Origin of the sequence: Mumia spirodelae (genome assembly GCF_050632745.1) — a bacterium.
GTDB lineage: Bacteria > Actinomycetota > Actinomycetes > Propionibacteriales > Nocardioidaceae > Mumia.
Window position 1 is genome coordinate 1780167 of the sequence record NZ_JBODSD010000001.1, and the last position, 23702, is coordinate 1803868.

At 73.8% G+C, this 23702-nt stretch carries 22 protein-coding genes and 3 tRNA genes; 18 read left to right on the forward strand and 7 right to left on the reverse strand.

All coding sequences use genetic code 11. The features are described 5' to 3' along the window. Positions 1 to 223 precede the first annotated feature (223 nt). From ACQSSQ_RS08655 to ACQSSQ_RS08680, 6 genes are read left to right on the forward strand one after another with little or no spacing between them, the layout of a single operon-like run. On the forward strand, positions 224 to 2704 hold the full coding sequence (locus ACQSSQ_RS08655; RefSeq protein ID WP_431326629.1) for a hypothetical protein: 2481 nt from the start codon (positions 224 to 226) through the stop codon (positions 2702 to 2704). Further along, a complete protein-coding gene (locus tag ACQSSQ_RS08660; RefSeq protein ID WP_431326630.1) occupies positions 2701 to 3951 on the forward strand; it encodes a hypothetical protein in 1251 nt (416 codons plus the stop codon). The genes ACQSSQ_RS08655 and ACQSSQ_RS08660 overlap by 4 nt, the downstream gene beginning before the upstream one ends. Positions 3952 to 3976: 25 nt before the next feature. Beyond that, on the forward strand, positions 3977 to 4399 hold the full coding sequence (locus ACQSSQ_RS08665) for a hypothetical protein (RefSeq protein WP_431326631.1): 423 nt from the start codon (positions 3977 to 3979) through the stop codon (positions 4397 to 4399). Continuing rightward, positions 4396 to 5517: a hypothetical protein gene (locus ACQSSQ_RS08670; RefSeq protein ID WP_431326632.1), complete on the forward strand. Its 1122-nt coding sequence runs from the start codon at positions 4396 to 4398 to the stop codon at positions 5515 to 5517. The genes ACQSSQ_RS08665 and ACQSSQ_RS08670 overlap by 4 nt, the downstream gene beginning before the upstream one ends. Before the next feature lie 12 nt (positions 5518 to 5529). Then, on the forward strand, positions 5530 to 7668 hold the full coding sequence (locus ACQSSQ_RS08675) for a DUF7868 domain-containing protein (protein ID WP_431326633.1): 2139 nt from the start codon (positions 5530 to 5532) through the stop codon (positions 7666 to 7668). Positions 7669 to 7678: 10 nt separating this feature from the next. Beyond that, positions 7679 to 8431, forward strand: coding sequence for a copper chaperone (locus ACQSSQ_RS08680; protein ID WP_431326634.1), 753 nt, complete (start codon positions 7679 to 7681; stop codon positions 8429 to 8431). Positions 8432 to 8446: 15 nt separating this feature from the next. On the opposite strand, the gene ACQSSQ_RS08685 is transcribed toward ACQSSQ_RS08680, so the two are convergent. Continuing rightward, positions 8447 to 8767, reverse strand: a complete 321-nt coding sequence (locus tag ACQSSQ_RS08685; protein WP_431326635.1) for a hypothetical protein — start codon at positions 8765 to 8767, stop codon at positions 8447 to 8449. 180 nt (positions 8768 to 8947) lie between these two features. On the opposite strand from ACQSSQ_RS08685, the gene ACQSSQ_RS08690 reads away from it, so the two are divergent. Further along, positions 8948 to 9229, forward strand: coding sequence for a hypothetical protein (locus ACQSSQ_RS08690; protein WP_431326636.1), 282 nt, complete (start codon positions 8948 to 8950; stop codon positions 9227 to 9229). A gap of 11 nt (positions 9230 to 9240) precedes the next feature. Here the strand turns inward: ACQSSQ_RS08690 and ACQSSQ_RS08695 are convergent, their stop codons facing one another. Then, the gene (locus ACQSSQ_RS08695) at positions 9241 to 12132 is read right to left on the reverse strand and encodes a helix-turn-helix transcriptional regulator (protein WP_431326637.1); all 2892 of its coding nucleotides are present in this window, start codon (positions 12130 to 12132) and stop codon (positions 9241 to 9243) included. 72 nt (positions 12133 to 12204) lie between these two features. On the opposite strand from ACQSSQ_RS08695, the gene ACQSSQ_RS08700 reads away from it, so the two are divergent. From ACQSSQ_RS08700 to ACQSSQ_RS08710, 3 genes are all read left to right on the forward strand, one after another. After that, positions 12205 to 13113: an aminoglycoside phosphotransferase family protein gene (locus ACQSSQ_RS08700; protein WP_431326792.1), complete on the forward strand. Its 909-nt coding sequence runs from the start codon at positions 12205 to 12207 to the stop codon at positions 13111 to 13113. An 85-nt stretch (positions 13114 to 13198) separates the two neighbouring features. Further along, positions 13199 to 13708 carry a sigma-70 family RNA polymerase sigma factor gene (locus ACQSSQ_RS08705; RefSeq protein WP_431326638.1) on the forward strand — a complete coding sequence of 170 codons (510 nt, stop codon included), beginning with the start codon at positions 13199 to 13201 and terminating at the stop codon, positions 13706 to 13708. Continuing rightward, positions 13705 to 14418, forward strand: a complete 714-nt coding sequence (locus ACQSSQ_RS08710; protein WP_431326639.1) for an anti-sigma factor family protein — start codon at positions 13705 to 13707, stop codon at positions 14416 to 14418. Before ACQSSQ_RS08705 ends, ACQSSQ_RS08710 begins: the two co-directional genes overlap by 4 nt. On the opposite strand, the gene ACQSSQ_RS08715 is transcribed toward ACQSSQ_RS08710, so the two are convergent. Beyond that, positions 14365 to 14766 carry a hypothetical protein gene (locus ACQSSQ_RS08715; RefSeq protein WP_431326640.1) on the reverse strand — a complete coding sequence of 134 codons (402 nt, stop codon included), beginning with the start codon at positions 14764 to 14766 and terminating at the stop codon, positions 14365 to 14367. The two genes, ACQSSQ_RS08710 and ACQSSQ_RS08715, sit on opposite strands and share 54 nt — an antisense overlap. Then, the gene (locus ACQSSQ_RS08720) at positions 14763 to 17120 is read right to left on the reverse strand and encodes a CDP-alcohol phosphatidyltransferase family protein (protein WP_431326641.1); all 2358 of its coding nucleotides are present in this window, start codon (positions 17118 to 17120) and stop codon (positions 14763 to 14765) included. The genes ACQSSQ_RS08715 and ACQSSQ_RS08720 overlap by 4 nt, the downstream gene beginning before the upstream one ends. Positions 17121 to 17203: 83 nt before the next feature. Here ACQSSQ_RS08720 and ACQSSQ_RS08725 point away from each other — a divergent pair, with 83 nt between their 5' ends. Genes ACQSSQ_RS08725 through ACQSSQ_RS08755 form a run of 7 tightly spaced genes read left to right on the forward strand, consistent with a single transcriptional unit; the run spans position 17204 to position 22227 of the window. Further along, complete coding sequence (locus ACQSSQ_RS08725; RefSeq protein ID WP_431326642.1) at positions 17204 to 18214, forward strand: zinc-dependent alcohol dehydrogenase; 1011 nt, start codon at positions 17204 to 17206, stop codon at positions 18212 to 18214. After that, the gene (locus tag ACQSSQ_RS08730) at positions 18202 to 18609 is read left to right on the forward strand and encodes a 6-pyruvoyl trahydropterin synthase family protein (RefSeq protein ID WP_431326643.1); all 408 of its coding nucleotides are present in this window, start codon (positions 18202 to 18204) and stop codon (positions 18607 to 18609) included. Before ACQSSQ_RS08725 ends, ACQSSQ_RS08730 begins: the two co-directional genes overlap by 13 nt. Beyond that, on the forward strand, positions 18606 to 19637 hold the full coding sequence (locus tag ACQSSQ_RS08735) for a glycosyltransferase family 4 protein (protein WP_431326644.1): 1032 nt from the start codon (positions 18606 to 18608) through the stop codon (positions 19635 to 19637). Before ACQSSQ_RS08730 ends, ACQSSQ_RS08735 begins: the two co-directional genes overlap by 4 nt. Then, entirely contained in the window at positions 19634 to 20587 is a 954-nt protein-coding gene (locus ACQSSQ_RS08740) for a lysylphosphatidylglycerol synthase transmembrane domain-containing protein (RefSeq protein ID WP_431326645.1), read from the forward strand. The genes ACQSSQ_RS08735 and ACQSSQ_RS08740 overlap by 4 nt, the downstream gene beginning before the upstream one ends. Next, complete coding sequence (locus tag ACQSSQ_RS08745; RefSeq protein WP_431326646.1) at positions 20580 to 21272, forward strand: RibD family protein; 693 nt, start codon at positions 20580 to 20582, stop codon at positions 21270 to 21272. The genes ACQSSQ_RS08740 and ACQSSQ_RS08745 overlap by 8 nt, the downstream gene beginning before the upstream one ends. Next, positions 21269 to 21889 carry a GTP cyclohydrolase II gene (locus ACQSSQ_RS08750; protein WP_431326647.1) on the forward strand — a complete coding sequence of 207 codons (621 nt, stop codon included), beginning with the start codon at positions 21269 to 21271 and terminating at the stop codon, positions 21887 to 21889. The genes ACQSSQ_RS08745 and ACQSSQ_RS08750 overlap by 4 nt, the downstream gene beginning before the upstream one ends. 26 nt (positions 21890 to 21915) lie before the next feature. After that, the gene (locus ACQSSQ_RS08755) at positions 21916 to 22227 is read left to right on the forward strand and encodes a hypothetical protein (protein WP_431326648.1); all 312 of its coding nucleotides are present in this window, start codon (positions 21916 to 21918) and stop codon (positions 22225 to 22227) included. Between the two features lie 155 nt (positions 22228 to 22382). Here ACQSSQ_RS08755 and ACQSSQ_RS08760 read toward each other — a convergent pair. The 3 genes from ACQSSQ_RS08760 to ACQSSQ_RS08770 all read right to left on the reverse strand — a co-directional run bounded on the left by ACQSSQ_RS08760 (position 22383) and on the right by ACQSSQ_RS08770 (position 22686). Continuing rightward, positions 22383 to 22457, reverse strand: a tRNA-Val gene (locus tag ACQSSQ_RS08760). Between the two features lie 43 nt (positions 22458 to 22500). Further along, a tRNA-Cys gene (locus ACQSSQ_RS08765) sits at positions 22501 to 22571 on the reverse strand. A 43-nt stretch (positions 22572 to 22614) separates the two neighbouring features. Then, positions 22615 to 22686 (reverse strand) — tRNA-Gly (locus tag ACQSSQ_RS08770). A 95-nt stretch (positions 22687 to 22781) separates the two neighbouring features. On the opposite strand from ACQSSQ_RS08770, the gene ACQSSQ_RS08775 reads away from it, so the two are divergent. Further along, positions 22782 to 23615 carry an aminotransferase class IV gene (locus tag ACQSSQ_RS08775; protein ID WP_431326649.1) on the forward strand — a complete coding sequence of 278 codons (834 nt, stop codon included), beginning with the start codon at positions 22782 to 22784 and terminating at the stop codon, positions 23613 to 23615. Positions 23616 to 23702: the final 87 nt, after the last annotated feature.

A 23702-nucleotide genomic window follows, 5' to 3' on the forward strand; every position in this document is an offset into this window, starting at 1 on the left:
CGCGGGCGGGTCTGCGCGACTTGTCTTCGACCCACACGAGCATAGGACCGTTTCGAGCTCGCGCTTCCCGGCATTGTCGCCCGGTCTGACCCGCGCGGACGCGGACGGCTACGGAGGCGGGACGCGACCCGGACGCGGGGGTGTCGGAGCGGGGTACGCGGCGGGGTCGCCGCGGGGGCGTCGACGAGACCGGAAGGGGTACGGGTCACCCGCAGGCTGGTGCGTGTCGGACAGCGACGAGCTCCGGGAGGGCGCGATGACCGTGATCGACGAAACCGCAGGCGGCGGGCTCGAGGTCGAGACACCGTTCTCCGAGCAGACCCCCGGCACCGAGGCGCCGCCCGCGACGCTCGGGTTCCTCCCGTGGACCGAGGTGACGACCCCGTTCGCGGAGCTGCTGACCGAGGACCTCGACGGCGGCGGCGAGGCCGGCGAGCTCATCGCCGAGGCCTTCGAGAGCATCCGGGACGAGCAGTTCGACGAGGCGCTGGCCGAGCTGATCGCCGAGACCGCCGAGGCCGCGGAGACCGGCCTGGCGGGGGAGCAGCCGATGCAGCTCGCCGAGCAGCGCCGCCAGCTCGCCGACGCGCACCTCGCCCCGATCGGCTCCGAGGCCGAGCGGTGCGTGCAGCGGTTCGCCGACCACGTCCAGAACCTGGACCTGGAGGGCATGGCGCCCGACCAGCTCGACGAGGTCCTGGAGCGTTTCGAGATCGGCGCGCTCGGCGTCACGCCCGCGGGCGAGGAGTTCATCGGCGGCCTCATCAAGAAGGCCAAGAGCGTCGTCAAGACCGTCGTCAGCACCGCCGGCAAGATCGCCAAGGCCGCCCTCCCGATCCTCGGCCCGATCCTCAACAAGCTGAAGGCGCTCGTGCGCCCGCTGCTCCAGCGCGTGCTCGCGATCGCGATCAACAAGCTGCCTGCCGCGCTGCACGAGCCGGCCCGGGCGCTCGCCCGGCGCTTCGGCCTCGGCCAGCAGGAGACCGAGGACCTGGTCGAGAGTGAGGCCGAGGAGGAGTTCCTGATCTCGTCGTTCGCGCCGACACCGGTCGCGGCCGGTGACCCCGAGAGCCTCGCGGAGTCCTTGGACGCCGCGCTCGCCGAGTCCGTGCTCGGCGGCGAGGCGCTGGAGCAGGGAGAGAGCTTCGGCCACGACCAGGAGCGTGGCGCCGCGCCGCCGTCGTCGGACGAGCTCGAGGCGCTGGCCGAGGCGCGCAGCGCGTTCATCGACCGGATCGCCGCCGCGCAGGAGGGCGAGGACCTGACCCCCGCGATCGACCAGTTCGTCCCGGCGATCCTGCCTGCGCTGCGCCTCGGGATCCGTCTGGTCGGGCGGCCGAAGGTGGTCGGGTTCCTGTCCGGGTTCCTCGCCAAGCTCATCGGCCAGTGGGTCGGGCCCAAGCTGTCCGGGCCGCTGTCGTCGGCCATCGTCGACGTGGGCCTGCGGGTGATCGGTCTCGAGCAGGGCCGCCCCGGCCAGCTCGAGCAAGAGGCTGCTCCGGCGGCGCTCGCGGCCACCGTGGAGGACACCGTGCGCCGGCTGTCGGAGCAGCCGGGAGAGTTCTTCGAGGACGAGGACCTGCTGCAGGTCGCGCTCACCGAGGCGTTCGAGGAGGCCGTGGCGACCAACTTCCCGACGCAGCTCGTCCGTCCCGACCTGCAGATCGCCCCGTCGCTCGGCGGCTCGTTCGTCGTCCGCCGGGCCCGCACCGCCTTCGCCTACAAGAAGTTCTCCCGTGTGCCCGAGATCGAGGTGACGGCTGCGGTCGCCGCCACGGTCACGACGTTCGGCGGTACGACGCTGGACGCGGCGCTGAGGGCGGCCGGCATCGCGCTCCCGGGGCGGTTCCGGGTGCACGTGTTCGAGTCGGGCCCGGGGACGACGCTCCCCAGGCTGGCCCGCATCGAGAGGATCGGCGGCGTGGCGTTCCCGCGCGGCGCCCACGGCCAGCTGCACCCGCTCACGGTCGCGAACGCGGGACTGCTGCTGCGCGAGCCGCGGCTCGGCGTGGACGTCCCCGCGCAGTTCCTCGCCTCGCGTCACCGCATCTCGGTCGGCCAGCGGTTCTTCTCCCTCGAGCCGATCGGGCAGGTCGAGACCCCCGCGTCGGCGACGTCGGCTGCGGCGGCAGGCGAGGCGGCCCAGCCGAGCGACGGCCGGGTCCGGTCGGACGAGGCGCGCCGCGAGGTGCGGCTGTCGCTCTACTTCTCCGAGGCCGACGCCCAGCGGCTCGCGGCCTCGGTGGCCTCCGGCCGCGGGGGTACGACGCTGCTCCGCGCGCTGCTGCGTGCGGCGTTCGCGGCGATCCACGGACCCCGGCGCCGCCGTCGACGCGCGCCGGTGGGACGCGGCCGGGGGCGGCGGCGCCCGCTGCCGCGGAGCCGTCGCCGGCTGCGCGCCAGCGTCGCGAAGGCGCTGGCGGAGTGGGTCCGCACGCGCGGCCACGAGTTCGTCCGCGCCGCGCAGGACCCGGCGAACGGCGTGACGGTGCACGTGCACGTCCGCGGCGTGGCCGGACCGGCCGGCGAGGCGGAGGACGAGGACGCGCCCACCACCGACGTACCGGCCACCCCGGCGACCGCAGCGACCGCCGTACCGGCGACCGGCGGCGCGCCCGCACCGGCCGGCGCTCCCGCGGGCGCCCTGACCCTCGCGCCGGCCCCGGTGACCATCACGGTCACCCCGGGGAGGTCCAAGCCGTGAACGAGCACCGTCTGATCGCCGAGGAGCTCCAGCGCCAGCTCGGGCACTGGGTCGGCGCTGCGCAGTGCTTCCTCGACGCCGAGGAGTTCGCGTCGCGGCACGCGTGGGAGTCCCTGGAGCAGTCGATCGGGGTCTCGGTGCGGACCCAGCTGGCCCGTACCGTCGAGCAGCTGCTCGAGAACGGCCGGACGACGGCGGCCGCGGTCCGCGCGAGCCGGATGGACCCGGCCGCGCTCGCCGACGCGCAGTCCGCGGTGCAGCAGTTCCGCCGCCGCTACGTCCAGGTCGAGACCACGCTCGACTTCTTCGGCCAGGCGGTCAACACCCGCACCAGCGCCCACCTCCGTACGGCGCTGCAGTTCCTCGACTCCGTCGCCTACTCGAGCATCGAGCAGGTGCTCCGCCCGCTGGGGCTGCCCGTCCCCCCGGTCCTGACGTATCTCGGCGAGGGGCTCGGCGCGAGCATCCTCCGGGTCGGGATCCGGCTCTGGGCGCCCGGGGCGGTGAACCCCGTGGCCGCCGTGAAGATCGTCCGGCACAACCTCTACCGGCCGACGTCGCTCTTCCACGAGACCGGCCACCAGGTCGCGCACCTCGCAGGCTGGAACCCCGTCCTCGCCGACGCGCTGGGTGCGACCCTCGCCGACGACCCGGCGCTGCGCGCGATGTGGCAGCCGTGGAGCAGCGAGATCGCTGCCGACGTGTACGCGTTCGTGCTCACCGGCTTCGCCTCGGTCGCCGCGCTCCACGACGTCGTCGGCGACGAGCGCACGCTCTTCCGCTGGCCGCTCGGCGACCCCCACCCGATCGGGTGGCTGCGCACCCTGCTGGGCTGTGCGATGTGCCGGCACGCGTACGGGCCCGGCCCGTGGGACCGGCTCGAGCGCGCGGTCCTCACGACGTACCCGCCGAGCCGCGCCGAGGCGACCACGGCCCCGCTGCTCCTGCGGTCGCACCGGCGCATGGACGCGATCGCCGCCGCGTGCCTGGACACCAAGGTGCCGGGGTTCCGCGACCGCCCGGTGACGGCTCTGGTCGACCCCCAGCAGGTCTCACCGGCGTCGCTGGCCGCGCTCGAACGGACGGCGGGAGCGTCGCTGTGGACCTCCCCGCACTGGCGGGGGACGGAAGGGATCCGCCTCATCGCGCTCGCCGGGCTGCGCGAGGCGGAGAACCCGGAGCGGGCCGGCGAGTGGATCTCGCGGGCCCGGACGTGGATGACCGGTCAACGGAGCGTCGCCGCCTGAGCGGCGCCTAGCGGAGGTGGCAGTCGTGGCCAAGAAGACGAGCGGAAACCCGACGACGAAGTCCCTGGCGTCGTCGATGGAGACGATCGAGGAGCGTACGGAGGAGCTCCTCGAGGCCATCGAGGCGATGCAGCAGAGCTCGTCGGAGGAGTTCGCCAAGGTGTGGACCACGCTCGGCGGCATCGCCGGCCTCGACGGGCTCGCGGTCGGTCTCGCGGAGATCGCCGAGGTGATGGGCCCGATGCGCAGCATCGTCCCGCCGTCGACCGCGCTCGAGCTCGAGCCCGGGGTCGCGGAGGCGGTGGTGCTCATCCGCACCGCCCTCGGCGGTGACCGGGACTCCAACTTCCAGCAGCTGTCGACGGACTACGAGCTGCCGGTCTCGTTCATCGGCCAGGCGCGGCCGGTCGTCGTCGACGGCGTGTACTACGAGGAGTCGGTGGCATGATCACGCAGCTCGTCCAACAGCTCGGCGGCGGTCCCGCCGCGGAGGCACAGGTCATCACGGCCGATCCGCTGGACCTGGTCTGGCGGATGGAGCAGGTGCTCGACGCCGCCAACCCGTGGGCGCCGAACCCGCCCCCGGCCGGCCCGGCGCGGGTCGCGCTGTTCAACGACGGCGCGTTCAGCGGCGTGCCGATGCCGTCCCAGCCCGCGTGGGACCACCTCATCTACGCCTACGCCATCGAGAACACCCGGGGCGCGCAGATCCTCGCGCGGGTCGTCCGCGCCTTCCGCGGCGGTGAGGGTCTCGGGATCCCGTCGGTCGCCACGCAGCGGTGGCTCGACGCGACGGAGGCGCTGCTGTTCGGCGCCCAGAACCCGGTCGCCGCGTGGCTCTCCACCAGTGGGGTGCGTCCGGACGCCGAGGCGGTGCGCCGCAACGCGTACTACCGCATGTTCGGGATGGACCTCGCCCACGGCACGGAGACGAACGCGCCGTACCCGTACGAGAAGGCCGAGGCCTCCAACCGCACGTTCGTGGCGCTGCTCGAAGAGCTCCTGTACGAGCTGTGGCGGGCGATCGAGAACGTCCGGAACCTCGTCGCAGGCAACACCACCGACGACGACCGGATCTACCGCCTCGCCGAGCAGCTCGGGTTCATGCTGCGCTCGCGTCGCCAGAACGCGCTGCTCAGCCGCGAGGAGCTCGCCGCGACCACCGCGATGGGATGGGTGGAGCTGACGCTGGGGTCCAACACGCCGGTCGTCGTCGACCTGCGGGCGCAGGCCACGAGCGCCGCGGACCGGCTGCGCGTGATCGGCGAGCGGGTGGGGCTGCCGCCGCACTCGCGGGCCAACTCGTTCTTCGCGATGGCCCAGGAGCTCTCGCTCGTGCTGCGTGCCCTCGAGGCCGGCTGGGTCACCGACAGCGGTCGCGCGTGGCTGCTGTACCAGAGCACCGTCCCGCCCGCCCTGCCGCCGCTGCCGCCCGGGGCCGTCCCCCTCGGCACGGAGGTGCGTCGCGTGATCACGGAGTGGGCTGCGGCCTCCGGTCGCAACCTCAAGGAGCGTCCGACGCCCGTTCAGGTCGTCGCGGCTCCGCGGCCGCTGCCCAAGCGATGACGGAGGTGCACCATGCTCGAGGGAGAGGCGCCGTGGCAGACGACCGAGACCGACGTCGGGACGCGGGAGTGGTTCGACGAGAGCCCGTTCGTCTCCGAGGACCTGGACACGGTCACGGGGGAGTGGTTCGACGAGCACGCCGTCGCGACGGAGCAGCCGCTGGCGGCGCCCGAGGCGTGGCCAGAGGCGCTGCCCGAGGCGGTGCCCGGGACCGAGGCGGAGGACGAGACCTGGGGACCGCACCGGTGCGCCCCGGGTGAGGGCCCTCCGGCGGCTCCCGTCGGCCCGCGGCCGCTGATCCACCGCAGCACGTCGGCGTCGAAGGCCCGCAACCCCGCTGTCGGCTACGCACAGCACCTCCTGAACCGCTTCCTCGACGCGTGGCGCGCCGGCACGCCATCGTGCTCGGACACCAGCCAGGGGACGCGGCAGTACATCGCGTCGCTGCAGCCGCAGCTCAAGGCGCTCGGTCAGGACCCGTTGGTCGTGGACTGCCGCTTCGGTCAGGGGACGGAGCTGGCGACGAAGATGTTCCAGGCGTGTCGCGGGCTCGTCCGCGACGGGGTGATCGGGCCGAAGACGTGGCCGGAGCTGGAGAAGCTGGCGACCACGCCGACGCCAACCCCGACACCGACCCCGACGCCGACGCCGACACCGACACCGACCCCGACCCCGACCCCGACGCCGACACCGGCACCGCCCGCAGTCCGTGTCCGCCAGGACGTGTGGACGCTCAGCGCCACCAACCCCTGGCACCCGACGATCCTCTGGTACGCCCGCGCGGTGGCGGCGCTGCAGGCCCGAGACGCCGCCGGGTTCGCCGACCCGCGCTGCTGGCGCCACCTCGCCGAGACCCATGGCACCGACATCGCGCGAGGATCCTGGCCGTCGGACGCTCGTTGGAACAGCTGCGAGCACGAGAGCTGGCACTTCCTGCCGTGGCACCGGATCTACCTGCACCACTTCGAGCGCATCGTCCGCGACGAGATCTCCCGTCTCGGCGGGCCGAACGACTGGGCGCTGCCGTTCTGGAACTACAGCGACAAGAGCCGCCCGGACGTGACGAAGCTGCCGCCCGCCTTCATCGCTGCGACCACCCCTGACAACGTGGCGAACCCGCTCCGGGTCGCGGAACGCCATCCGGACATCAATGCCGGGTTCCCCGTCGGTGAGGACGACGTCGACCTGAGAGCGGCCACCGACGAGGCGCGCTTCAGCGAGCGTGGCTCGCCTGGCTTCGGTGGCAGGGAGGCGCCGGTCGGGACGCACCGTCAGGGTCCAGGACCCGGTGCGCTCGAGCTCGTGCCTCACGGGTCGGTCCACGTCGCCGTCGGAGGAACAGCCCCTCGCGGGTTCATGTCGCGGTTCCAGACGGCGGGGCGTGACCCCATCTTCTGGTTGCACCACGCCAACATCGACCGGCTCTGGGAGGTGTGGCTCCGCCAGGCGAGGCGGCGCAACCCGACCGAGCGGGCCTGGCGACAGGCGAGCTGGGTGTTCGGGTCGGGGTCGACGAGGACGACTCTGACCACCGAGCAGGTGCTCGATCCGCGACGGCCGCCGCTGGGCTACCGCTACTCGGACATGCCGGTGACTCCGTCGCGCGAGGCGCCGCTGGAGAGGGCCGACGAGGTGCCCGAGCCGGTCGCCGAGCAGGACGAGCGGCCGCCGGAGCTGGTGGGGGCGTCGAGCGGGCCCGTGCCGGTGGGGTCGCGACCGGCGACGACCCAGGTCGACGTGAGTGCGCCGCGCGGGCCGATCGCCCGCCTGGTGGACGAGGCGGGGACCGTTCCCCCGGGGTCCCGGGTGTTCCTGCGGCTGGAGAACATCACGGCGACGCGACTGGGATCGGGGTCGGTCCTGGTCCATGTCAACGTGCCGGAGGGCGCCAACGCGCGCGACTTCCCCGACCGCAAGGCCGGGCTGCTCCCGATGTTCGGTGTGATCGAGGCGTCGGCGAAGGACAGTCCTCACGGGGGCAGCGGGATGACGGTGACCTTCGACATCACGAAGGTGGTTCGGAAGCTCGCAGCATCGGGCCAGTGGGACCCGAAGAAGCTCAAGGTCGCCTTCACGCCCCTGCCCGACGCCTCGGGACGGGTCCCCGAGGGCGACGTCGCGGTCGGGCGGGTCAGCCTCTTCTACGCGTGACGGGGTCGCCGTGACCACGTTCGTCGTCCGGACGCACTGGTACCACCCCGAGTGGTGCGCGGTGGCCCTCGCCGCGGGTGCCTGGGCCTCCCTCGTCGTCATCGCGCTCGCCGAGCCGGGGCGTCTCCTCGGCTCACCGGAGGTCCACCCTCCGCTGCACGCCGCGAGCCACTCCGCCGTGATGGCCGCCGCGATGATGGTGCCCTTCGTCCTGCCGCAGGTCGCGCACGTGGCGCAGCACAGCCTCTGGTCGCGCCGCTACCGGGCGGCGCTCGGCTACCTCGCCGGGTTCCTCGCGGTGTGGACGGTGGTCGCGACCGCCTCGCTCGTCGCGGGCGGACTGCTCGTCACGTCTCTCGGGTGGCGTCCGGCGATCGTGGCGGGATTCGCGGTCGCCGTGGCTGCGTACGTCTCACCTGCCCGTCGTCGTCTCGTCCGCCAGTGCGCGATGACGATGCCGCTGGCGCCCCGCGGGTGGCGGGCCGACCGCGACTGCGTCCGGTACGGCGTCGCGACCGGGCGGCGGTGCGTCGCGACGTGCTGGGTGCTCATGACGGCGGTCATGATCGGGCACGGGCTGATCGTGATGGCGGCAGCGACCGTGTTCGGCGTGCTCGAGCGACGGCGCGGCGGTGACGTACGCCGGCTCGAGGGCGGGCTCGTGGTCGCCGGGCTCGGGCTCCTCGCCCTGGCCCTCTCGTACGGCGTGGGTGGCGGCGACCCGGTGTCACCGACCGTCCCGGTCGAGCACCACTCGCACTGACGCGGGCGGCAGACGTCAGCGCAGGCTCTCGGGCGACAGCTCCGCCGCCAGGACCGACGCCTGGTAGGCCGTCAACGCCACGTCGTGGCTCCCGGGCGCATCGGGGAAGACCAGCGCGAACATCGGCTCGCCCGTCTCCGGGTCGACGCCGCGCAGGCTGAGGAACACCTCCTCGCCGAACGAGCGGCACGGCTCGCCGACCTCGTGCGGGATCGCGCAGAACCGGACGCACGTCGGGTACGGCCAGTCGAGCCCCGGGGTGCTCGGAGGAAGGTGGGCCGCACGCTTGCCGTACGTGACCCCGCCGGTGGTCGCGGTCGCGGGGTCGTCGCTCATGCGGACCAGGATGGCGTGCCGCGGGGTCGCCGGTCCAGTCGTGTGCGCGGACCGCCCGGCGCGTGGAGACCGGAGATTGAGGGGTCAGCACCGCACGTCTGAGGGGGTGGACCGGATGTGGGCGCACAGCCCGGCGAACGACGGTGGAGGAGTCCCCCACCACCCACGAAGGACACCATCATGAACACCACCCGTCACCACCGCCGTACCCTGGCAGCCCTTGCTGCCCTGGCCTTCGCGTTCTCGCTCCCGGCGGCGACCGCGCAGGCGCGTCCTCTGCCCGACGACGGCCCGTACGCCGCCCCGACCGCCACCACCGAACCCGATCCCGAGAGCGCCTACCCGGCGTCGCCGTCGCTCAACGACTCCCATTGCGATGCCCGGCGGGTCGGCAGGCACGTGGTCAAGTGCGACCACCCGGCCAGCGCGGCCGAGGCTCCACCCTGGCTGCCGGAGCAGTGAGGCCGTCACCGTCAGCGGACGGACGCCGCACCTGGCGTCCGCCGCTGCTCGGCGAGGACCGCGAGCTCGATGCGGTTCCTGGCCCCCGTCTTGCGCAGGATGTTGGAGACGTGCGAGCTCACCGTCTTCTCGCTGATGACGAGCGCGTCCGCGATCTCGGCGTAGGTCCGTCCGGCGACGAGGTACGTCACGATCTCCCGTTCGCGGGCGGTCAGCCCGGGGAAGGGGGCCTCGGCGGGCGCGCCGTCTGGGTGGCCCATCACCTCGGTGAGGGGGATGTGCGCGCCCGCCGCGAGGCGCTCGAGAGCCTCGACGACCGGGCCGGCGGCGAGCCGCAGCGCGAGACGGTGGGCGTCGCGCAGCACCGTCGCGGTCTCACGACCGTGCTGTCCGGAGCGCAGGAGGGCCTCGGCCCACCGCCAGCCCGCGTACGCCTCGTCCCAGGCCAGGCACGCGCGACGGGCGCGGATGGTCGCCACGCGCCAGAGCAGCCCGGCGTCCTCGGACTGCCGGGCCCGTGCCAGCTCGGCGCGGTACATCACCTGGAAGGTCTCCGCCTCGGCGGCGCACCAGGGCCGCATCTCGCGCTCCTCCAGCTCGATGTGCGGATGTGACCGCGCCAGCTCGTCCACCCTCTGGAGCAGCTCGTCCACGTCGTCCCCGCCCGCGCGCCGACGCTCGACGTGGTCAGCGAGCGCCCGCGCCGCGAGGGGGACCAGGTACTCGACCATGGTCGGCGCCTGGGTCTCCCACCCGAGCCCGTTCAGGGCGTGGGAGTACGCCGCCTCGACGTCACCGACCGACAGGGAGATCATCGCCCGGATGGCGTCGAACTCGAGAGCAGCGAAGCGCGGCGCGTCGGCGATGAGCTCCTCGGCTCGCGCCAGGTGGGCCACCGCCTCCGAGGGACGGCCCTGCAGGACGGCGAGACGGGCCAGCCCGAGCCGGGCACCCGCGTCCCACATCGGCGTCATGCTGCCGGCCAGACACGCCCGCGTGAGCGCCACGCCCTCCTCCCACTCGCCCATGTAGAGCCGCGCGTCCGCTTCGAGGACGGCGAAGGTCAGGGTCACGTGCGACGGGGCTCCGGCCTCCATCAGGTACGCGCGGGCGCGCGCCACCCGCTCGGCGTACCACGGCGACCACGGGTTGTCGTCGGCATCGGCGCTCCACTTCGCCCCGAACTGCGCGGTCAGCCAGTCGCCCTCGCGCACGCCCGTCTCCATCGCCTCGGTGCCGCAGGCGATCGCGGTCGCGGCGTCGTCGCCGAACGTCGCCGCCATCGTCCGGCCGGCGAGCGCGACGCCCACGGCCTCCCCGATGTCGCGCGCGATCGCGAGCGCTTCCTCGCTCATCTCGACGTTGCGGTCGGTCTTCCACCGTCCGTTCATCACCTGCCACGACAGGACCCGCACGAGGGTCGCCGAGGGCGGCCGGCTCCGGGCGAGGGCTTCGGCGACCTCCAGGGCGTCGGTGTCGTCGAACCTCTGGCCGGTGTGGAAGCGGAGGTAGGTGCGCCGGATGAGGAGCTCGGCCACCGCCAGCGGTTCGTCGTCGGGGTCGATGAGCGCGAGAAGCTCTTCGATCAGCCGGAGCTCGGTCGTGATGTCGCCGGACATCTCGGTGGCGTGCTGCGTGCGGTGCAGGAGATCCCGTCTCACACCGTCGGCCCCGCTCGCCGTGCCCCGTGCGAGCTCGCGCTCGAGCAGTCGCTGCGCCTCCGACCACATCCCCGCGGACTCGGCGGCCCGCGCTGCGCGCAGCGCCCAGGTCCGCGCCTCGTCAGCGTCCTGCGCGTGGAAGTAGTGGTCGGCCACGTGGGCGGTCCGGGCGGCCTCGGCGGATTCCTCCGCGGAGGGTGGTCGCGCCTCCCACCACCGTGCGAACGCCCGGTGGCGCGCACGGCGTTCGCGTGCGGGCAGCTCGGCCTCGAGGGTCTCGGCGAGGAGCGGGTGGTGGATCCACAGGCGCCCGCCGGGCAGGGCGTCGACGACGCCCGCGGCGATGGCCTCGGGGGCGATCGCGTCCCACCCGAGATCCGGAGCCACCTCGTCGAGCTCGTCGTACGCCATCGGGTGGCCGCCGACCGCGAGCACCTGGGCTCCCCGTCGTGCGGCCTCCGACAGCGTCGAGGAGGTCCGGACGAGGGCACCGCGCAGCGATTCCGGCAGCGCGGCGGGCAGGGTCCGCGCATCGCTCGGCAGGCCGGCCGCGAGGAGACGGGTGAAGTAGGGGTTGCCTCCGGTCCGGGCGTACACCTCGTCGACGAGCGACCCGTGAGGTGTCTCCCCGAGGAGGTTCGTGAGCTGGTCGAGCGTCGCCTCCTTGTCCAGGGGCGCCAGCACGATCTCGTCGACGCGCGGAAGCCGGCGGACGTCGGCGAGCCAGCGCGCGAGCGGGTGAGCGTCGCTCACCGCGCCCGAGCGCACCGTGGCGAGGACCGTCAGGCGGCGGTGCTCGGGCCCGGCGACGACGTACTGGAGGATGTCCAGCGAGGTCTGGTCCGCCCAGTGGAGGTCGTCGAGCACGAGCGCGACCGGGCCGGCGTCCGCCAGGGTGTCCAGCCAGGCGTCGACGCGCAGGACGGCCTCGGAGACGTCGTTCCCGGTCGGGAGCTCGAGCGCCGGGACACTCTCGGGGAGCCCGCGGACGAGTGACCTGATCGCGAGCAGCGGGACGGTCATGCTCGAGAGCGGCAGCCCTGCCCCGTACAGCGCCAGTCCGTCGGTACGGCCGGCCGCAGCGGCGCTCACGAGAGCCGTCTTGCCCACACCGGCCTCGCCATGGACGACCAGCGTGTTCGCCCGCCCGGCCGCGGCCTCGTCGAGGACGGCATCGATGAGACCGCGCTCGCGGTCACGACCGACGAGTGCGGACGCCGTGGGGGACGAGGTCCGGTCCACGTCGTCATCGTGGCAGGGCGGCTCCGCGGCACCCCTGGCATTTGCACCGCCTAGCATCGACGCGTGCCCCCGATGCCCGCAGCCGAGGTCGACGTCACGGTCACGCTCGTCCGTGGCCTGCTCGAGGCGCAGCACCCGGACCTCGCCGACCTCCCGCTCCGCGTGGTCGCGAACGGCTGGGACAACGTGGTGCTGCGTCTCGGCGACGACCTCGCGCTCCGCGTGCCGCGCCGTGCGCTCGCCGCAGACCTCGTCCGCCACGAGCAGCAGTGGCTGCCCGTCCTCGCGCCGGACCTCCCGGTCCCCGTCCCGGACCCCGTACGCACGGGGGCTCCCAGCGACGGCACCCGCGGGCCGGCGTACCCGTGGGCGTGGAGCGTCGTGCCGTGGTTCCCCGGCGGCTCCGTGGGCGAGCTGCCGCCGGAGCAGCGCGGGGGGCTCGTGGAGCCGCTCGCGGCGTTCGTGACGGCGCTGCACCGACCGGCGCCTGCGGCGGCACCGGTGAACGCCTTCCGTGGTGTCCCGCTCGCCGTGCGCGACGAAGGGTTCCGCGAACGGATCGCCGGCGGCGGGGTCCCCGACGCCGACGTCCTCCTCGCGCTCTGGGACCGCCTCCTGGCCACACCGGTCTGGGACGGCCCCGCGGTATGGGTGCACGGTGACCTCCACCCGGCCAACCTCCTCGCCACCACGACCGCCGACGGGCTGGCCACGCTGAGCGCCGTCATCGACTTCGGCGACGTCACGTCCGGCGACCCGGCGAGCGACCTCGCGACGGCGTGGCTCACCTTCGGCCCGGAGGACCGTGCGGCGTTCCGGGCGCGGGTGTCCGAGGCCGGGTACGCCGACGCCGCGACGTGGGACCGGGCCCTTGCCTGGGCGGCGCTGTTCGCGGCTCTCTTCGTCACGTCGTCCGACGACGCGCCGGTGCTGCACGCGATCGGGGAGCACACGATCGCGCAGGTGCTCGCCGACGCCTGACCGCGCGGCCCTCGACCTCGCGACGCTGCCGTGGTCTGCTGTGAACCATCGGAGCCGCTGGTGCGTGGAAGAGGGCGGAGGTGGCATGTCCGAGAGCCCCGACGCCGTGATGCAGCGGCTCCACGACGCTCACGCGGAGGCGCTGTGGAGGTTCTGCCTGCGCCTGACCGGGTACGACCGGGCGCGGGCCGAGGACGTCGTGCAGGAGACGCTCCTCCGCGCGTGGCGAGCGGGGCCGACGCTCGAGCGGTCGGAAGGGTCGCTGCGGGCGTGGCTGTTCACCGTGGCCCGCAACATCGTGATCGACGACTGGAGGGCCAAGAAGGTGAGGGGCGAGATCACGGTCGCCGACGTGCCGGACGCCGGCGAGTCCGACAAGACCGACCAGCTCCTGACGTCGTGGATGGTCGCCGACGCGCTGACCCAGCTGTCGGAGGAGCACCGTGCCGTGCTCGTGGAGTGCTACTTCAAGGGGGCGTCGGTCGCCGACGCCGCCGAGCGTCTCGGCGTGCCGCCCGGGACCGTCAAGTCGCGGACCCACTACGCGCTGCGAGCGCTGCGCCTCGCGCTGGAGGAGCGAGGGGTGACGGCATGAGCTGCCCCTACGAGCACCTCGACGGCGCCTACGTCCTCGGCTCGCTGTCGACCGCGGAGCGGCTCGAGTTCGAGCGCCATCTCGCCGGGTGCGCGGAGTGCCGTCGTGCGGTCCAGGAGCTCGCGGGGCTGCCCGGTCTCCTCGCCAAGGTGCCGGCGGACGTCTGGGACCCGCCCGAGCGGGAGGAGCCGCTGCCCGAGAGCCTGCGGCCCAACGTCGTCGCCCTCGCGACGCGACAGCGCCGTCGGCGCCGGTGGGCGAGCGTCGGCATCGCCGCGGCCGCGGCGGTCGCCGTGCTGGCCGGCGGGTTCGCGGTCGGCGCCCGGTGGGGCGCCGGCGACGAGCCCACGGCGCAGCCCCCGGCGACCAGCCGGCCGACCGCGGGGACCGCGATGGTGCCGGCTGCGGGGGAGACCGCGATGACCGCGAACCTCGCGATGAGCACCGTGCCCTGGGGGACGAAGCTGGAGCTCGCCTGCAGCTATCCGGAGGTGGGAGGACCGCACGCGGGCGAGTACGGCGGCGGCGCGGCGACGTACGCGCTGGTCGTCCGCACGCGCGACGGGCAGGAGGAGCAGGTGGCGACGTGGCGAGGGCTGCCGGGCAAGACGATGCATCTCACGGCAGCCACCGCCACGCCCCGCGCGGACATCGCGTCAGTGGAGGTGCGCGGTGCCGACGGAACCCCCGTGCTGCGTACCCCCGCGTGAGAGGTAGCCCTCGCGTGCGGCGGCCACGACGGCCAGGACCACGGCGAGCACCTCGCTGACCGCGGCCACCCAGGCGTACCAGCTCCAGCCGGTCTCCACGCCGAACAGGCCGACCGACGCGGAGATCAAGAACGCCCCGAGCGTCGCGACGCCGAATCCGGCCGCCAGGAACAGCGGGATCCAGTGGATCCACCTCACCAGCAGGACGGCGATCACGACGCCGGCGACGACGTTCACGACGAACAGGGCACCGACCGTGCCTTGGTCCTTGACGCCGTCGAACCACAACCACAGGTGGACGACCGCGGAGACGAGCACGGCGAGTGCTGCGGCGATGCGAATGTTCATGACGGGTTCCTTCCCTCGTCGATGGGTGTGCTGAAGGTCTCGAGGAACGTGTCGCGGAAGCGGTCCATCCGCCAGACCGGCGTGCCCGCGGCGGGACGCAGGCCGGGTCGCCAGCCCCAGCGCGTGACCGCGCGGACCACCGCCGGGTCCTGCGCGATGACGGAGACCGGGACCTCGCGACCGGCGTCAGGACCGCTGACGTAGCGGTGCGGCTGGTGGTCACCGAGCGCGACGACGACCAGGTCCGGGTCGGGGAAGTGCTGCAGGTACGACACGAGCGCCTGCCAGGAGTAGACGATCGAGCGGCCGTACAGCGACCGGACCTGGTCGGGATCGCGGAACGCGTCCTCGGGGGAGAGCCCTTCGGCCGGCATCGGGTCGAAGACCGAGCCGTCGCCGACCGCGTCCCAGTCGACGAGGCGCGGCAGCGGCGTCCAGGGGTGGTGGCTGGAGACGAGGTCGACCTCCGCCATCACCGGACGGCGGTCGGTGCGGGCGAGCTCCCGGCGGTGCAGCGCGGCGAGGACGTACTGGTCGGGCATCGTCGCGTAGCTGAACTCCGGCCCCCGGTAGCCGACGTCGTGGGCGCCGTACAGGCGGTCCACGCCGTAGAAGCGCGTCCCCTGGGGCCACGGCTTCGTCACCGCCGGGACGTCCAGCACGGTGCGCCACCCCGCACGTGCGAACGACGAGCTGAGCGTGAGGCGGCGAGCGCTGAGCAGCTGGTCGTAGCGCTGCTGGCTGTCGACCCACAGCCCGGACTGCAGCGTCGAGTGAGCGAGCCAGCTCGCACCTCCGAAAGTCGGCGAGGTCAGGTACGCGCTGCGGGTCGCGTACCCCGCGTCCGCGAGGGACCGCGTCCCGTTGTCGAGGGCCGCGCCGACTGCGGGAGAGAAGGTCGACCCCTCGACGGCGACGCGACCGTAGCTCTCGACGAACACGAGCAGCACGTCCTTTCCGCGCAGCGCGCTGAGCAGCCGCTCGGGTGCGACGTCCGCGTACGCGTCGCGGGCGAGCTCGCGCGCGAACTCCTTGCGGTCGGCCAGGTCCGCGCGCAGGCGGGTCACCTGGCCGTACGCGAGCGTGGCCGTGGACGCGGTGGCGACCTCCGGGCCTCCGGGGACCCGTGCACCGGTGAGGGCGGCGCCGGCCCAGAGCAGCGCCATGCCGGCGGCGACCCCGAGCGCGAGCCCGCGGCGCCCGCGGGCCGCCCGGGTCAGCCGGACGAGGCTCCACGGGAGCGCCACCAGGATCGCGACGACCCCGAGCGCGAGCCCGACGACGGCGACCACGGCTGCCGTCCTCCCGATCGAGTCCACCACCACGCCGAAGCCGGGGCCGAGATAGTAGCCGTCGTTGAGCAGGTCGAACGGCCGGTCGAAGACGCTGAAGAAGACCGCGTCGAGGACCTTGAGCAGGACCACCACCGCGATGACCAGTCCGGCGCCGACGGCGACGACGGTGCTCGCGCGTGACGAGACCAGGACGACCAGACCGAGCAGCAGGGCGCCTTCCAGCGGGACGCGCAGCAGCCCTGCCCCAGACAGGTCGCCGACCCGGTCGGGGAGGACGAGCGCCACCCACACGAGGACGGCGGCCACGGCGGTCGCGGCGGGTGCCAGGGCGACGGCGTGACGCGGGCGGACCGTACGGCGGTCGCTGCGGTGCCGCGCCAGCCACCGCACCTGCCACGCGAACGACTCGACGAGCAGCGCCAGCGCCACGACCAGGGAGGTGAGGGCGACCGGTCGGGGGAGGACGCCGGCGGCGACGACGGTGAGGACGACTCCCTGTACGGCGGCGACCACCTTCGCCCACCGCCGTACGGGGGTCGGTTCGCGCAGCCAGGGGACGACCGCCGTCGCGAGCAGCAGCAGGTAGCGCGCGGACCCGATCAGGAGGACCCACGCGGCGGACCACCCGAGCGAGCGGACGACGACCACGCTCATCACCAGGACCAGGAGGGCGTCGACCTCCATGTCGAACCTGGCGCCGAGCGCGCTCACGGTGCCGGTACGTCGCGCCACCCGGCCGTCGACGAGGTCCAGCACGAGCGCCAGCGAGGCGAGTCCGACCAGGACCACGAGGGCGGTGGCGGCGAGGTCGGTACCGAAAGCGAGCGCCGCGACCGCCACGGTGAGGACCGACCGTCCCAGCGTGACCGCGTTGGCCGGCCCGAACCGCGACGTGCCCGAGCGCGCGAGCCCGGCGCCCAGGAGCACCGCGACGCCGATCGCCAGGACGACGCCGACGACCAGGCCGGCCCCGGCGATCCCGACCCGCAGGTCGAGCAGCACGAGCGCCAGCAGCGACGCGATCAGGCCGGCGCACGGCCAGCGTTGAACCTTCGGCACGGCTCCTCCGTGTTCCTCGGTACGAGACCAGAAACGGGCGTGGAGACGGATCGGTTCAAACCCGGACAGGGAGGTCGCGACAGGTGCGGAGTCAGGCGCAGGCGTTCTGGGTGCGCGAGCCCGGCGTGGGCGAGCTGCGCGACGTCCGCCTGAGCGCGCCTCGCGCTGACGAGGTCCTCGTCCGCACGCTCCGCTCCGGCATCAGCCGAGGGACCGAGACGCTGGTCTTCAGCGGCCGGGTCCCGCCCGACCAGTACGCGACGATGCGCGCGCCCTTCCAGGAGGGCGAGCTGCCGGGGCCGGTCAAGTACGGCTACTTGAACGTCGGGGTGGTCGAGCGCGGGCCGGGGGAGCTGCAGGGCCGGACCGTCTTCTGCCTCTACCCGCACCAGACCGCGTACGTCGCGCCGACGCACGCCGTCGTCGCGGTCCCCGACGGCGTCCCGCCCCGGCGCGCCGTGCTGGCCGGCACCGTCGAGACGGCGGTGAACGCGCTCTGGGACGCCCGCCCGCTGGTCGGTGACCGGGTGGCCGTCGTCGGGGCGGGGATGGTCGGGTGCTGCGTCGCGCGCCTGCTCGCGCAGATCCCGGGGGTCGAGGTCACGCTCGTCGACACCGTCGCCGACCGCGCGGCGACCGCCGCAGCGCTGGGGGTCGCGTTCGCCTCCCCGGAGGCGGTGGACGGCGAGCGTGACCTCGTCGTCCACGCGAGCGCGACCGCGGCCGGCCTCCAGCGCTCGTTGGACCTCCTTGCCACGGACGGCACCGTCGTCGACCTGAGCTGGTACGGCGACGCCGCCGTCGAGCTCCGCCTCGGCGGCGCCTTCCACTCCCGGCGGCTGAGCATCCGCTCCAGCCAGGTCGGGACCGTCTCACCCGCGCGCGCCCCCCGGCGCTCGACGCGGGACCGTCTCCGTCTCGCCCTCGAGCTGCTGCACGACGACGCGTTCGACTCGCTGCTGACCGGCGCGTCGAGGTTCGAGGACCTGCCGGTGACGATGGCGCGCCTGGTCTCCGGGGCGGGCGCGCCGTTGTGCCACGTGGTGGAGTACGCCGGCGTGGAGCACGCGGACGGCGCGGCATGTTCTCCGTGACCGTCCGCGACCACGTCATGGTCGCCCACAGCCTGCGCGGGACCGTCTTCGGTCCGGCGCAACGGCTGCACGGGGCGACCTACGTCGTCGAGGCGACGTTCCGCGCGGCCGAGCTCGACGACGACGGGGTGGTCGTCGATCTCGGTCGTGCGGCGGACGTGCTGCACGCCGAGCTTGAGCCGCTGCGCTACCGCAACCTTGACGACGACCCGGCGCTCGCGGGGATGAACTCCACGACGGAGGTGCTGGCCCGCCTGGTCGCGGACCGGCTCGCGTCGCGGGTCGCCGAGGGCGCGCTCGGGCGGCCCGCCGCCGCGCTCGACGGGATCGTCGTCACGCTCCGGGAGTCGCCCGTGGCGTGGGCCAGCTACGAACGCGGGCTCGGTGCGCCATGACGCCCGTGCACCTGCTCGTCCCCGAGGGCGTCGACGACCCCCGGCGGCCCAGCGGCGGCAACGTGTACGACCGGCGGCTGGCGGACGCGCTCGTGCTCGCCGGCTGGACGGTGCGCGAGCAGGCGGTGCGCGAGCGTGGGGGTGGCTCGCTCGCCGCGGCCCTCGCGTCGCTCCCGGACGAGAGCGTCGTGCTCGCCGACGGCATCGTCACGCGCGGGCGTTCCGCCGTGGTCGCCGAGCACGCCCGGCGCCTCCACCTGGTCGTGCTGCTGCACGAGCCGGTCGGGCCCGATCGTGACGAGGGCCTCGTGCTCGAGTCCGCCGCGGCGGTGGTGGCGACGAGCCGGTGGACCGCGGACCGCGTCGCCGGGGCGTACGGCCTGGACCCGCGCCGCCTCCACGTGGCCCGGCCGGGCGTCGACACCTGGCCGGCGCACGCGGGAACCGACGGCGGTGGGCGGCTCCTGTGCGTCGGCGCCATCACCGAAGGCAAGGGGCAGCGCGAGCTCGTCGAGACGCTCGGCACCCTGACCGACCTGGCGTGGGAGTGTCGGATCGTCGGGTCGCCGCAGGTGGAGCCGTCGTACGCCCGCGAGGTGGCGCGTCGTACCCACGACCTGGGGCTGGACGGTCGCGTGACCTGGACCGGCCCGCTCGTCGGCGACGTCCTGGCCGGTGCGTACGCCGCCGCCGACCTGCTCGTCGTGCCGTCCCGGGCCGAGACGTACGGGATGGTCATCACCGAGGCTCTGGCGCAGGGCGTACCCGTCGTCGCATCGGCCGTCGGCGGAGTCGCCGAGGCGCTCGGGCACACCCCTACCGGCGCTGAGCCCGGCATGCTCGTCGACGCCGCCGACCCGCAGGCCCTGGGCCGTGCGCTGCGGCGCTGGCTCACCGATCCCGGTCTCCGGACCCGCCTGCGGCAGCACGCCCGGGAGAGGCGGGCCACGCTCACCGGCTGGGGCACGACCGCGGCGGTCGTCGCCGGCGTCCTCGGCGCGCTCCGGCGTGAGGCGGTGGCGACGTGAGGGTCGCGACGGGTCTCCTCAAGGTGCTGGTGCCGGTGGCGGTCCTCGGCGTGGTCCTCGTGCGATTCGGCACCGACCCGTTCCTCGACGGCGTCCGAACCGCCGCGCTGTCCTCGGCTGCGCTCGCCGCTGCCGCGGCCGCGCTGCTGCTCACCGCGCTGAGCACGCTGTGCGCGGCGTGGCGCTGGCAGGTGGTGTCGCGCGAGCTGGGCGCGTCGATCAGACTCCGTGATGCCGTGGCGGCGTACTACCGCTCGCAGCTTCTCAACGCGACCCTCCCGTTCGGGATCGCCGGGGACGTCCACCGCGGCGTCGTCCACGGACGCGAGACCGACGACACGGTCCGAGGGCTGCGCACGGTCGCCTGGGAGCGCCTGGCCGGGCAGGCGGTGTGTGCCGTGGTGGCCGCCGCGGTGCTCGTCGCGGCGCCGTCGCCGTTGAGGGAGGCAGCCGGATCCGCCCTCGGCGTCACCGCCGTCGTCCTCGGCGTGGTGCTGGTGGCCGCCCTCGCGGTCGTCGCCCTGCTGCCCGGACATTGGCGCACCATCCTCGCCACCGACGTACGCGACGTGGTCCGTCGCCCGTCGCGCACCGTCCAGGTGGTGGTGGCATCGGTCCTCGCGTTCTGCGGCCACGTCGCCGTCCTCCTCGTGGCTGTCCGGCTGGCGGCGCCCGAGGTCTCGGTCACGACGGTGCTGCCCGCCGCCCTCTTCGTCCTGCTCGCCGCGTCCGTCCCGACGAGCCTCGCGGGCTGGGGACCGCGCGAGGGCGCAGCCGCCTGGGCGTTCGGGGCCGGTGGGCTCAGCGCGAGCCAGGGCGTGGAGATCTCCGTGGTGTACGGCCTGCTGGCGCTGCTCGCGACCGCGCCGGGAGTCGTCGTCCTCCTGCTCGACGCGCGCGGTCGGATCCGCGCGAGCACCCCTCAGCTGACAGGAGCAGCCGATGCCTGACGTCCCGTACACGATCCTGTCCTGCGCGATCACGCTCGACGGCTACCTCGACGACACCGGCGACACGCCCCTGCACCTGTCCGGACCGGCGGACCTCGACCGCGTCGACGGGGTGCGGTCCGAGAGCGACGCGATCCTCGTCGGCGCAGCCACCGTCCGCAACGACGACCCGCGTCTGCTCGTCCGTGCGCCGGCCCGCGTCGCCGCACGACGGCGCCGGGGGACGACGGACTCACCGGTCAAGGTCACGGTGAGCGAGCACGTGAAGCTCGACCGCGACCGGGCGTTCTTCACCACCGGGGACGTCGAGAAGCTCGTGTACTGCCCGACCGCCCGGGTCGACGAAGGACTCCAGGCGTTCGGCGACCTCGCCACCGTGGTCGACGGAGGTGACCCCGTCACGATGCGGCACGTCGCCGAGGACCTGTACGCACGCGGCGTGCGCCGGCTCATGGTGGAGGGCGGCGCGAGCGTGCACACGCAGTTCCTCACGGAGCGGCTCGCGGACGAGCTCCAGCTGGTCGTCGCTCCGTTCTTCCTCGGCGACCCGCGCGCGCGACGCTGGGTCGACGGCGGCGACTACCGCTGGTGCACCGCGCACCACGCGCGCCTGGTGGAGACGAGGGCGCTCGACGACGTCGTCCTCGTCCGCTACGCGCTGTCTGAACGGTGCGAGGCAGCGTGAGCGCCGCAGCGCCGCGCGCCACGGTTCGGGCACGTGTCCCGGTCCCGATCGCGCTGCCCGACGGCTCGACCGTGCTGGGGCACCTGACGACCTTCGACGGCCTGGTCGACGGGCGCGAGCACGTGGCCGTCGAGCTGGGGGAGCCCGTGCACGGGCCCCCGCTCGTGCGCCTGCACAGCGAGTGCCTCACCGGCGACGTGCTCGGCAGCGAGCGGTGCGACTGCGGCCCGCAGCTCGCGGAGGGGCTCGCCCGGATCGCGGCAGCCGGGGGAGTGCTGCTCTACCTGCGGCAGGAGGGGCGCGGGATCGGGCTGTACGCGAAGCTCGACGCGTACCTCCTGCAGGACACCGGTCTGGACACGTACGACGCCAACGTGGCGCTCGGGTTCGGCGCGGACGAGCGCGACTACACCGTGGCGGCGCAGATGCTCGTCGCACTGGGCCGAACGTCCGTGCGCCTGCTCACCAACAACCCCGACAAGGCGGAGCAGCTGGCACGCCTCGGCATCGACGTCGTCGCCCGCGTCCCGACCGGCGTGCACCGCCGGGAGGCCAACGTGCGCTACCTCCAGGCGAAGGTGCGTCGCGCGGCGCACACCATCGAGGTTGCGGGCTGACCCGGCGCGGGCCGTAACCTCCTGCCATGGCACAGGTGCAGGCAGTCGTGAACCAGCCGCCCGCGGCGGCCGTGGAGGCGCTCCGGATGGCGGCGGCGAGGCAGGGCTGGGCGTACGACCTGGCTCGCAGCGAACCGTGGCTCGAGGCGTTCCGCAAGGGCGCGAGCGCGTTCTCGTGGGGTGCCACCATGACCGTGCAGGTCGTGCCGGGCGCCTCGCCCACGGAGACGGTCTTCCGGTTCACGACCAGCGAGTCGTTCGCGATCACCGACTGGGGACGGGGTCGCCGGGCCGTCCAGCGTCTCGTCCAGTCGCTCGGCGGTCGGGTCCTGCCGTAGCGCCTGCGGCGAGGGGCAATCCCCGCAGCGTTGGTGCGCCTGTGGTCACCAGCGCGCGACGGGTGACCACGCAGCGACCGACGCGTGGGCTGCGCGCGCGAAACGGTGCCCCGAGAACGACGAAGGCTCCCGGCGGGTGCCGGGAGCCTTCGTGCTGGTGGGCGATACTGGGTTTGAACCAGTGACCTCTTCCGTGTCAGGGAAGCGCGCTACCGCTGCGCCAATCGCCCGTGGATCCTTGCGGACCCGATGAGGAGCCTTGCGGTCCCATCGAGGTGGAGACGGGATTTGAACCCGTGTAAACGGATTTGCAGTCCGTTGCCTCGCCTCTCGGCCACTCCACCGGACATCTGCGATGTCTGAGAAGGGGCCCTGGGACCCACTCCGAGCGGACGACGGGATTCGAACCCGCGACCCTCACCTTGGCAAGGTGATGCTCTACCACTGAGCCACGTCCGCGCGCTTTCCGGGCTTCCCCGGCGCGAAAGAAACATTAGCGGATGCCTTCTGGGCGTCCAAACCGGGGGTCCCCCTCGGCGCGTTAACGTGGCCCCATGCGCGCCTGGATCAACGGAAGAACCCTGGAATCCCCGGACGAACCCGCCCTCGGGGTCCTCGACCACGGACTCGTCGTCGGCGACGGAGTCTTCGAGACCGTGAAGGTCGTCGACGGCATCCCGTTCGCCCTCACACGGCATCTCGAGCGGCTGGCACGCTCCGCCGCCGGGCTCGGCATCGGCGAGCCCGACCTCGACCTCGTACGCCGTGGGGTGGAGGCCACGGTCGAGGGCCAGGACCTGCCCTTCGGCCGGATCCGCATCACGGTGACCTCGGGCCGGGGTCCGCTCGGCTCTCCGCGCGGCCACGAGGGGCAGACCGTGGTCGTCGTGACCGAGCCCGCCGCGCGCCCCGACGCGACGACCGCGATCGCGACCGTCCCGTGGGCCCGCAACGAGCGCGGCGCCCTGAGCGGCCTCAAGACCACGTCGTACGCCGAGAACGCGCTCATGGTCGAGCACGCGATCCGCCACGGTGCCTCCGAGGCCGTGATGGCCAACACGGCCGGCCTCCTGTGCGAGGGGACCGGCTCCTGCATCTTCTACGTGCTCGACGGCCAGCTCGTCACGCCGACGCTGGAGTCGGGCTGCCTGGCCGGTGTCACCCGTGCGCTCGTGCTCGAGTGGTGCCGCGACGAGATCGACGTCGTCGAGCGCGACGAGCCGATCGACGTGCTCCGGCGTGCCGACGAGATCTTCCTCGCCGGCACCACGCGCGACGTCCAGGGCATCTCCCGCGTCGACGACCGCGAGCTGCCGGCCCCGGGACCCGTCACCCGGCTGGCGGCGAAGATCTTCGCCGAGCGGGCCGCGGAGACCGTCGACCCGTGACGTGCCCGTCGCCCGGCCACCGGCTCGCGCGGGAGGATCAGGACCCGGGTTTCGGCGACGTCGGGCGCGTACGCTAGTGTCTGTGTC

What these genes read in the sequence shown, in the direction of transcription:
- ACQSSQ_RS08715 (WP_431326640.1), bottom strand. Translation starts at nt 14,766, where the DNA reads ATGAACATTCGCATCGCCGCAGCACTCGCCGTGCTCGTCTCCGCGGTC.
- ACQSSQ_RS08755 (WP_431326648.1), top strand. Translation starts at nt 21,916, where the DNA reads ATGGCACAGGTGCAGGCAGTCGTGAACCAGCCGCCCGCGGCGGCCGTG.
- ACQSSQ_RS08670 (WP_431326632.1), top strand. Translation starts at nt 4,396, where the DNA reads ATGATCACGCAGCTCGTCCAACAGCTCGGCGGCGGTCCCGCCGCGGAG.
- ACQSSQ_RS08775 (WP_431326649.1), top strand. Translation starts at nt 22,782, where the DNA reads ATGCGCGCCTGGATCAACGGAAGAACCCTGGAATCCCCGGACGAACCC.
- ACQSSQ_RS08685 (WP_431326635.1), bottom strand. Translation starts at nt 8,767, where the DNA reads ATGAGCGACGACCCCGCGACCGCGACCACCGGCGGGGTCACGTACGGC.
- ACQSSQ_RS08705 (WP_431326638.1), top strand. Translation starts at nt 13,199, where the DNA reads ATGTCCGAGAGCCCCGACGCCGTGATGCAGCGGCTCCACGACGCTCAC.
- ACQSSQ_RS08710 (WP_431326639.1), top strand. Translation starts at nt 13,705, where the DNA reads ATGAGCTGCCCCTACGAGCACCTCGACGGCGCCTACGTCCTCGGCTCG.
- ACQSSQ_RS08735 (WP_431326644.1), top strand. Translation starts at nt 18,606, where the DNA reads ATGACGCCCGTGCACCTGCTCGTCCCCGAGGGCGTCGACGACCCCCGG.
- ACQSSQ_RS08730 (WP_431326643.1), top strand. Translation starts at nt 18,202, where the DNA reads ATGTTCTCCGTGACCGTCCGCGACCACGTCATGGTCGCCCACAGCCTG.
- ACQSSQ_RS08700 (WP_431326792.1), top strand. Translation starts at nt 12,205, where the DNA reads ATGCCCGCAGCCGAGGTCGACGTCACGGTCACGCTCGTCCGTGGCCTG.
- ACQSSQ_RS08745 (WP_431326646.1), top strand. Translation starts at nt 20,580, where the DNA reads ATGCCTGACGTCCCGTACACGATCCTGTCCTGCGCGATCACGCTCGAC.
- ACQSSQ_RS08690 (WP_431326636.1), top strand. Translation starts at nt 8,948, where the DNA reads ATGAACACCACCCGTCACCACCGCCGTACCCTGGCAGCCCTTGCTGCC.
- ACQSSQ_RS08675 (WP_431326633.1), top strand. Translation starts at nt 5,530, where the DNA reads ATGCTCGAGGGAGAGGCGCCGTGGCAGACGACCGAGACCGACGTCGGG.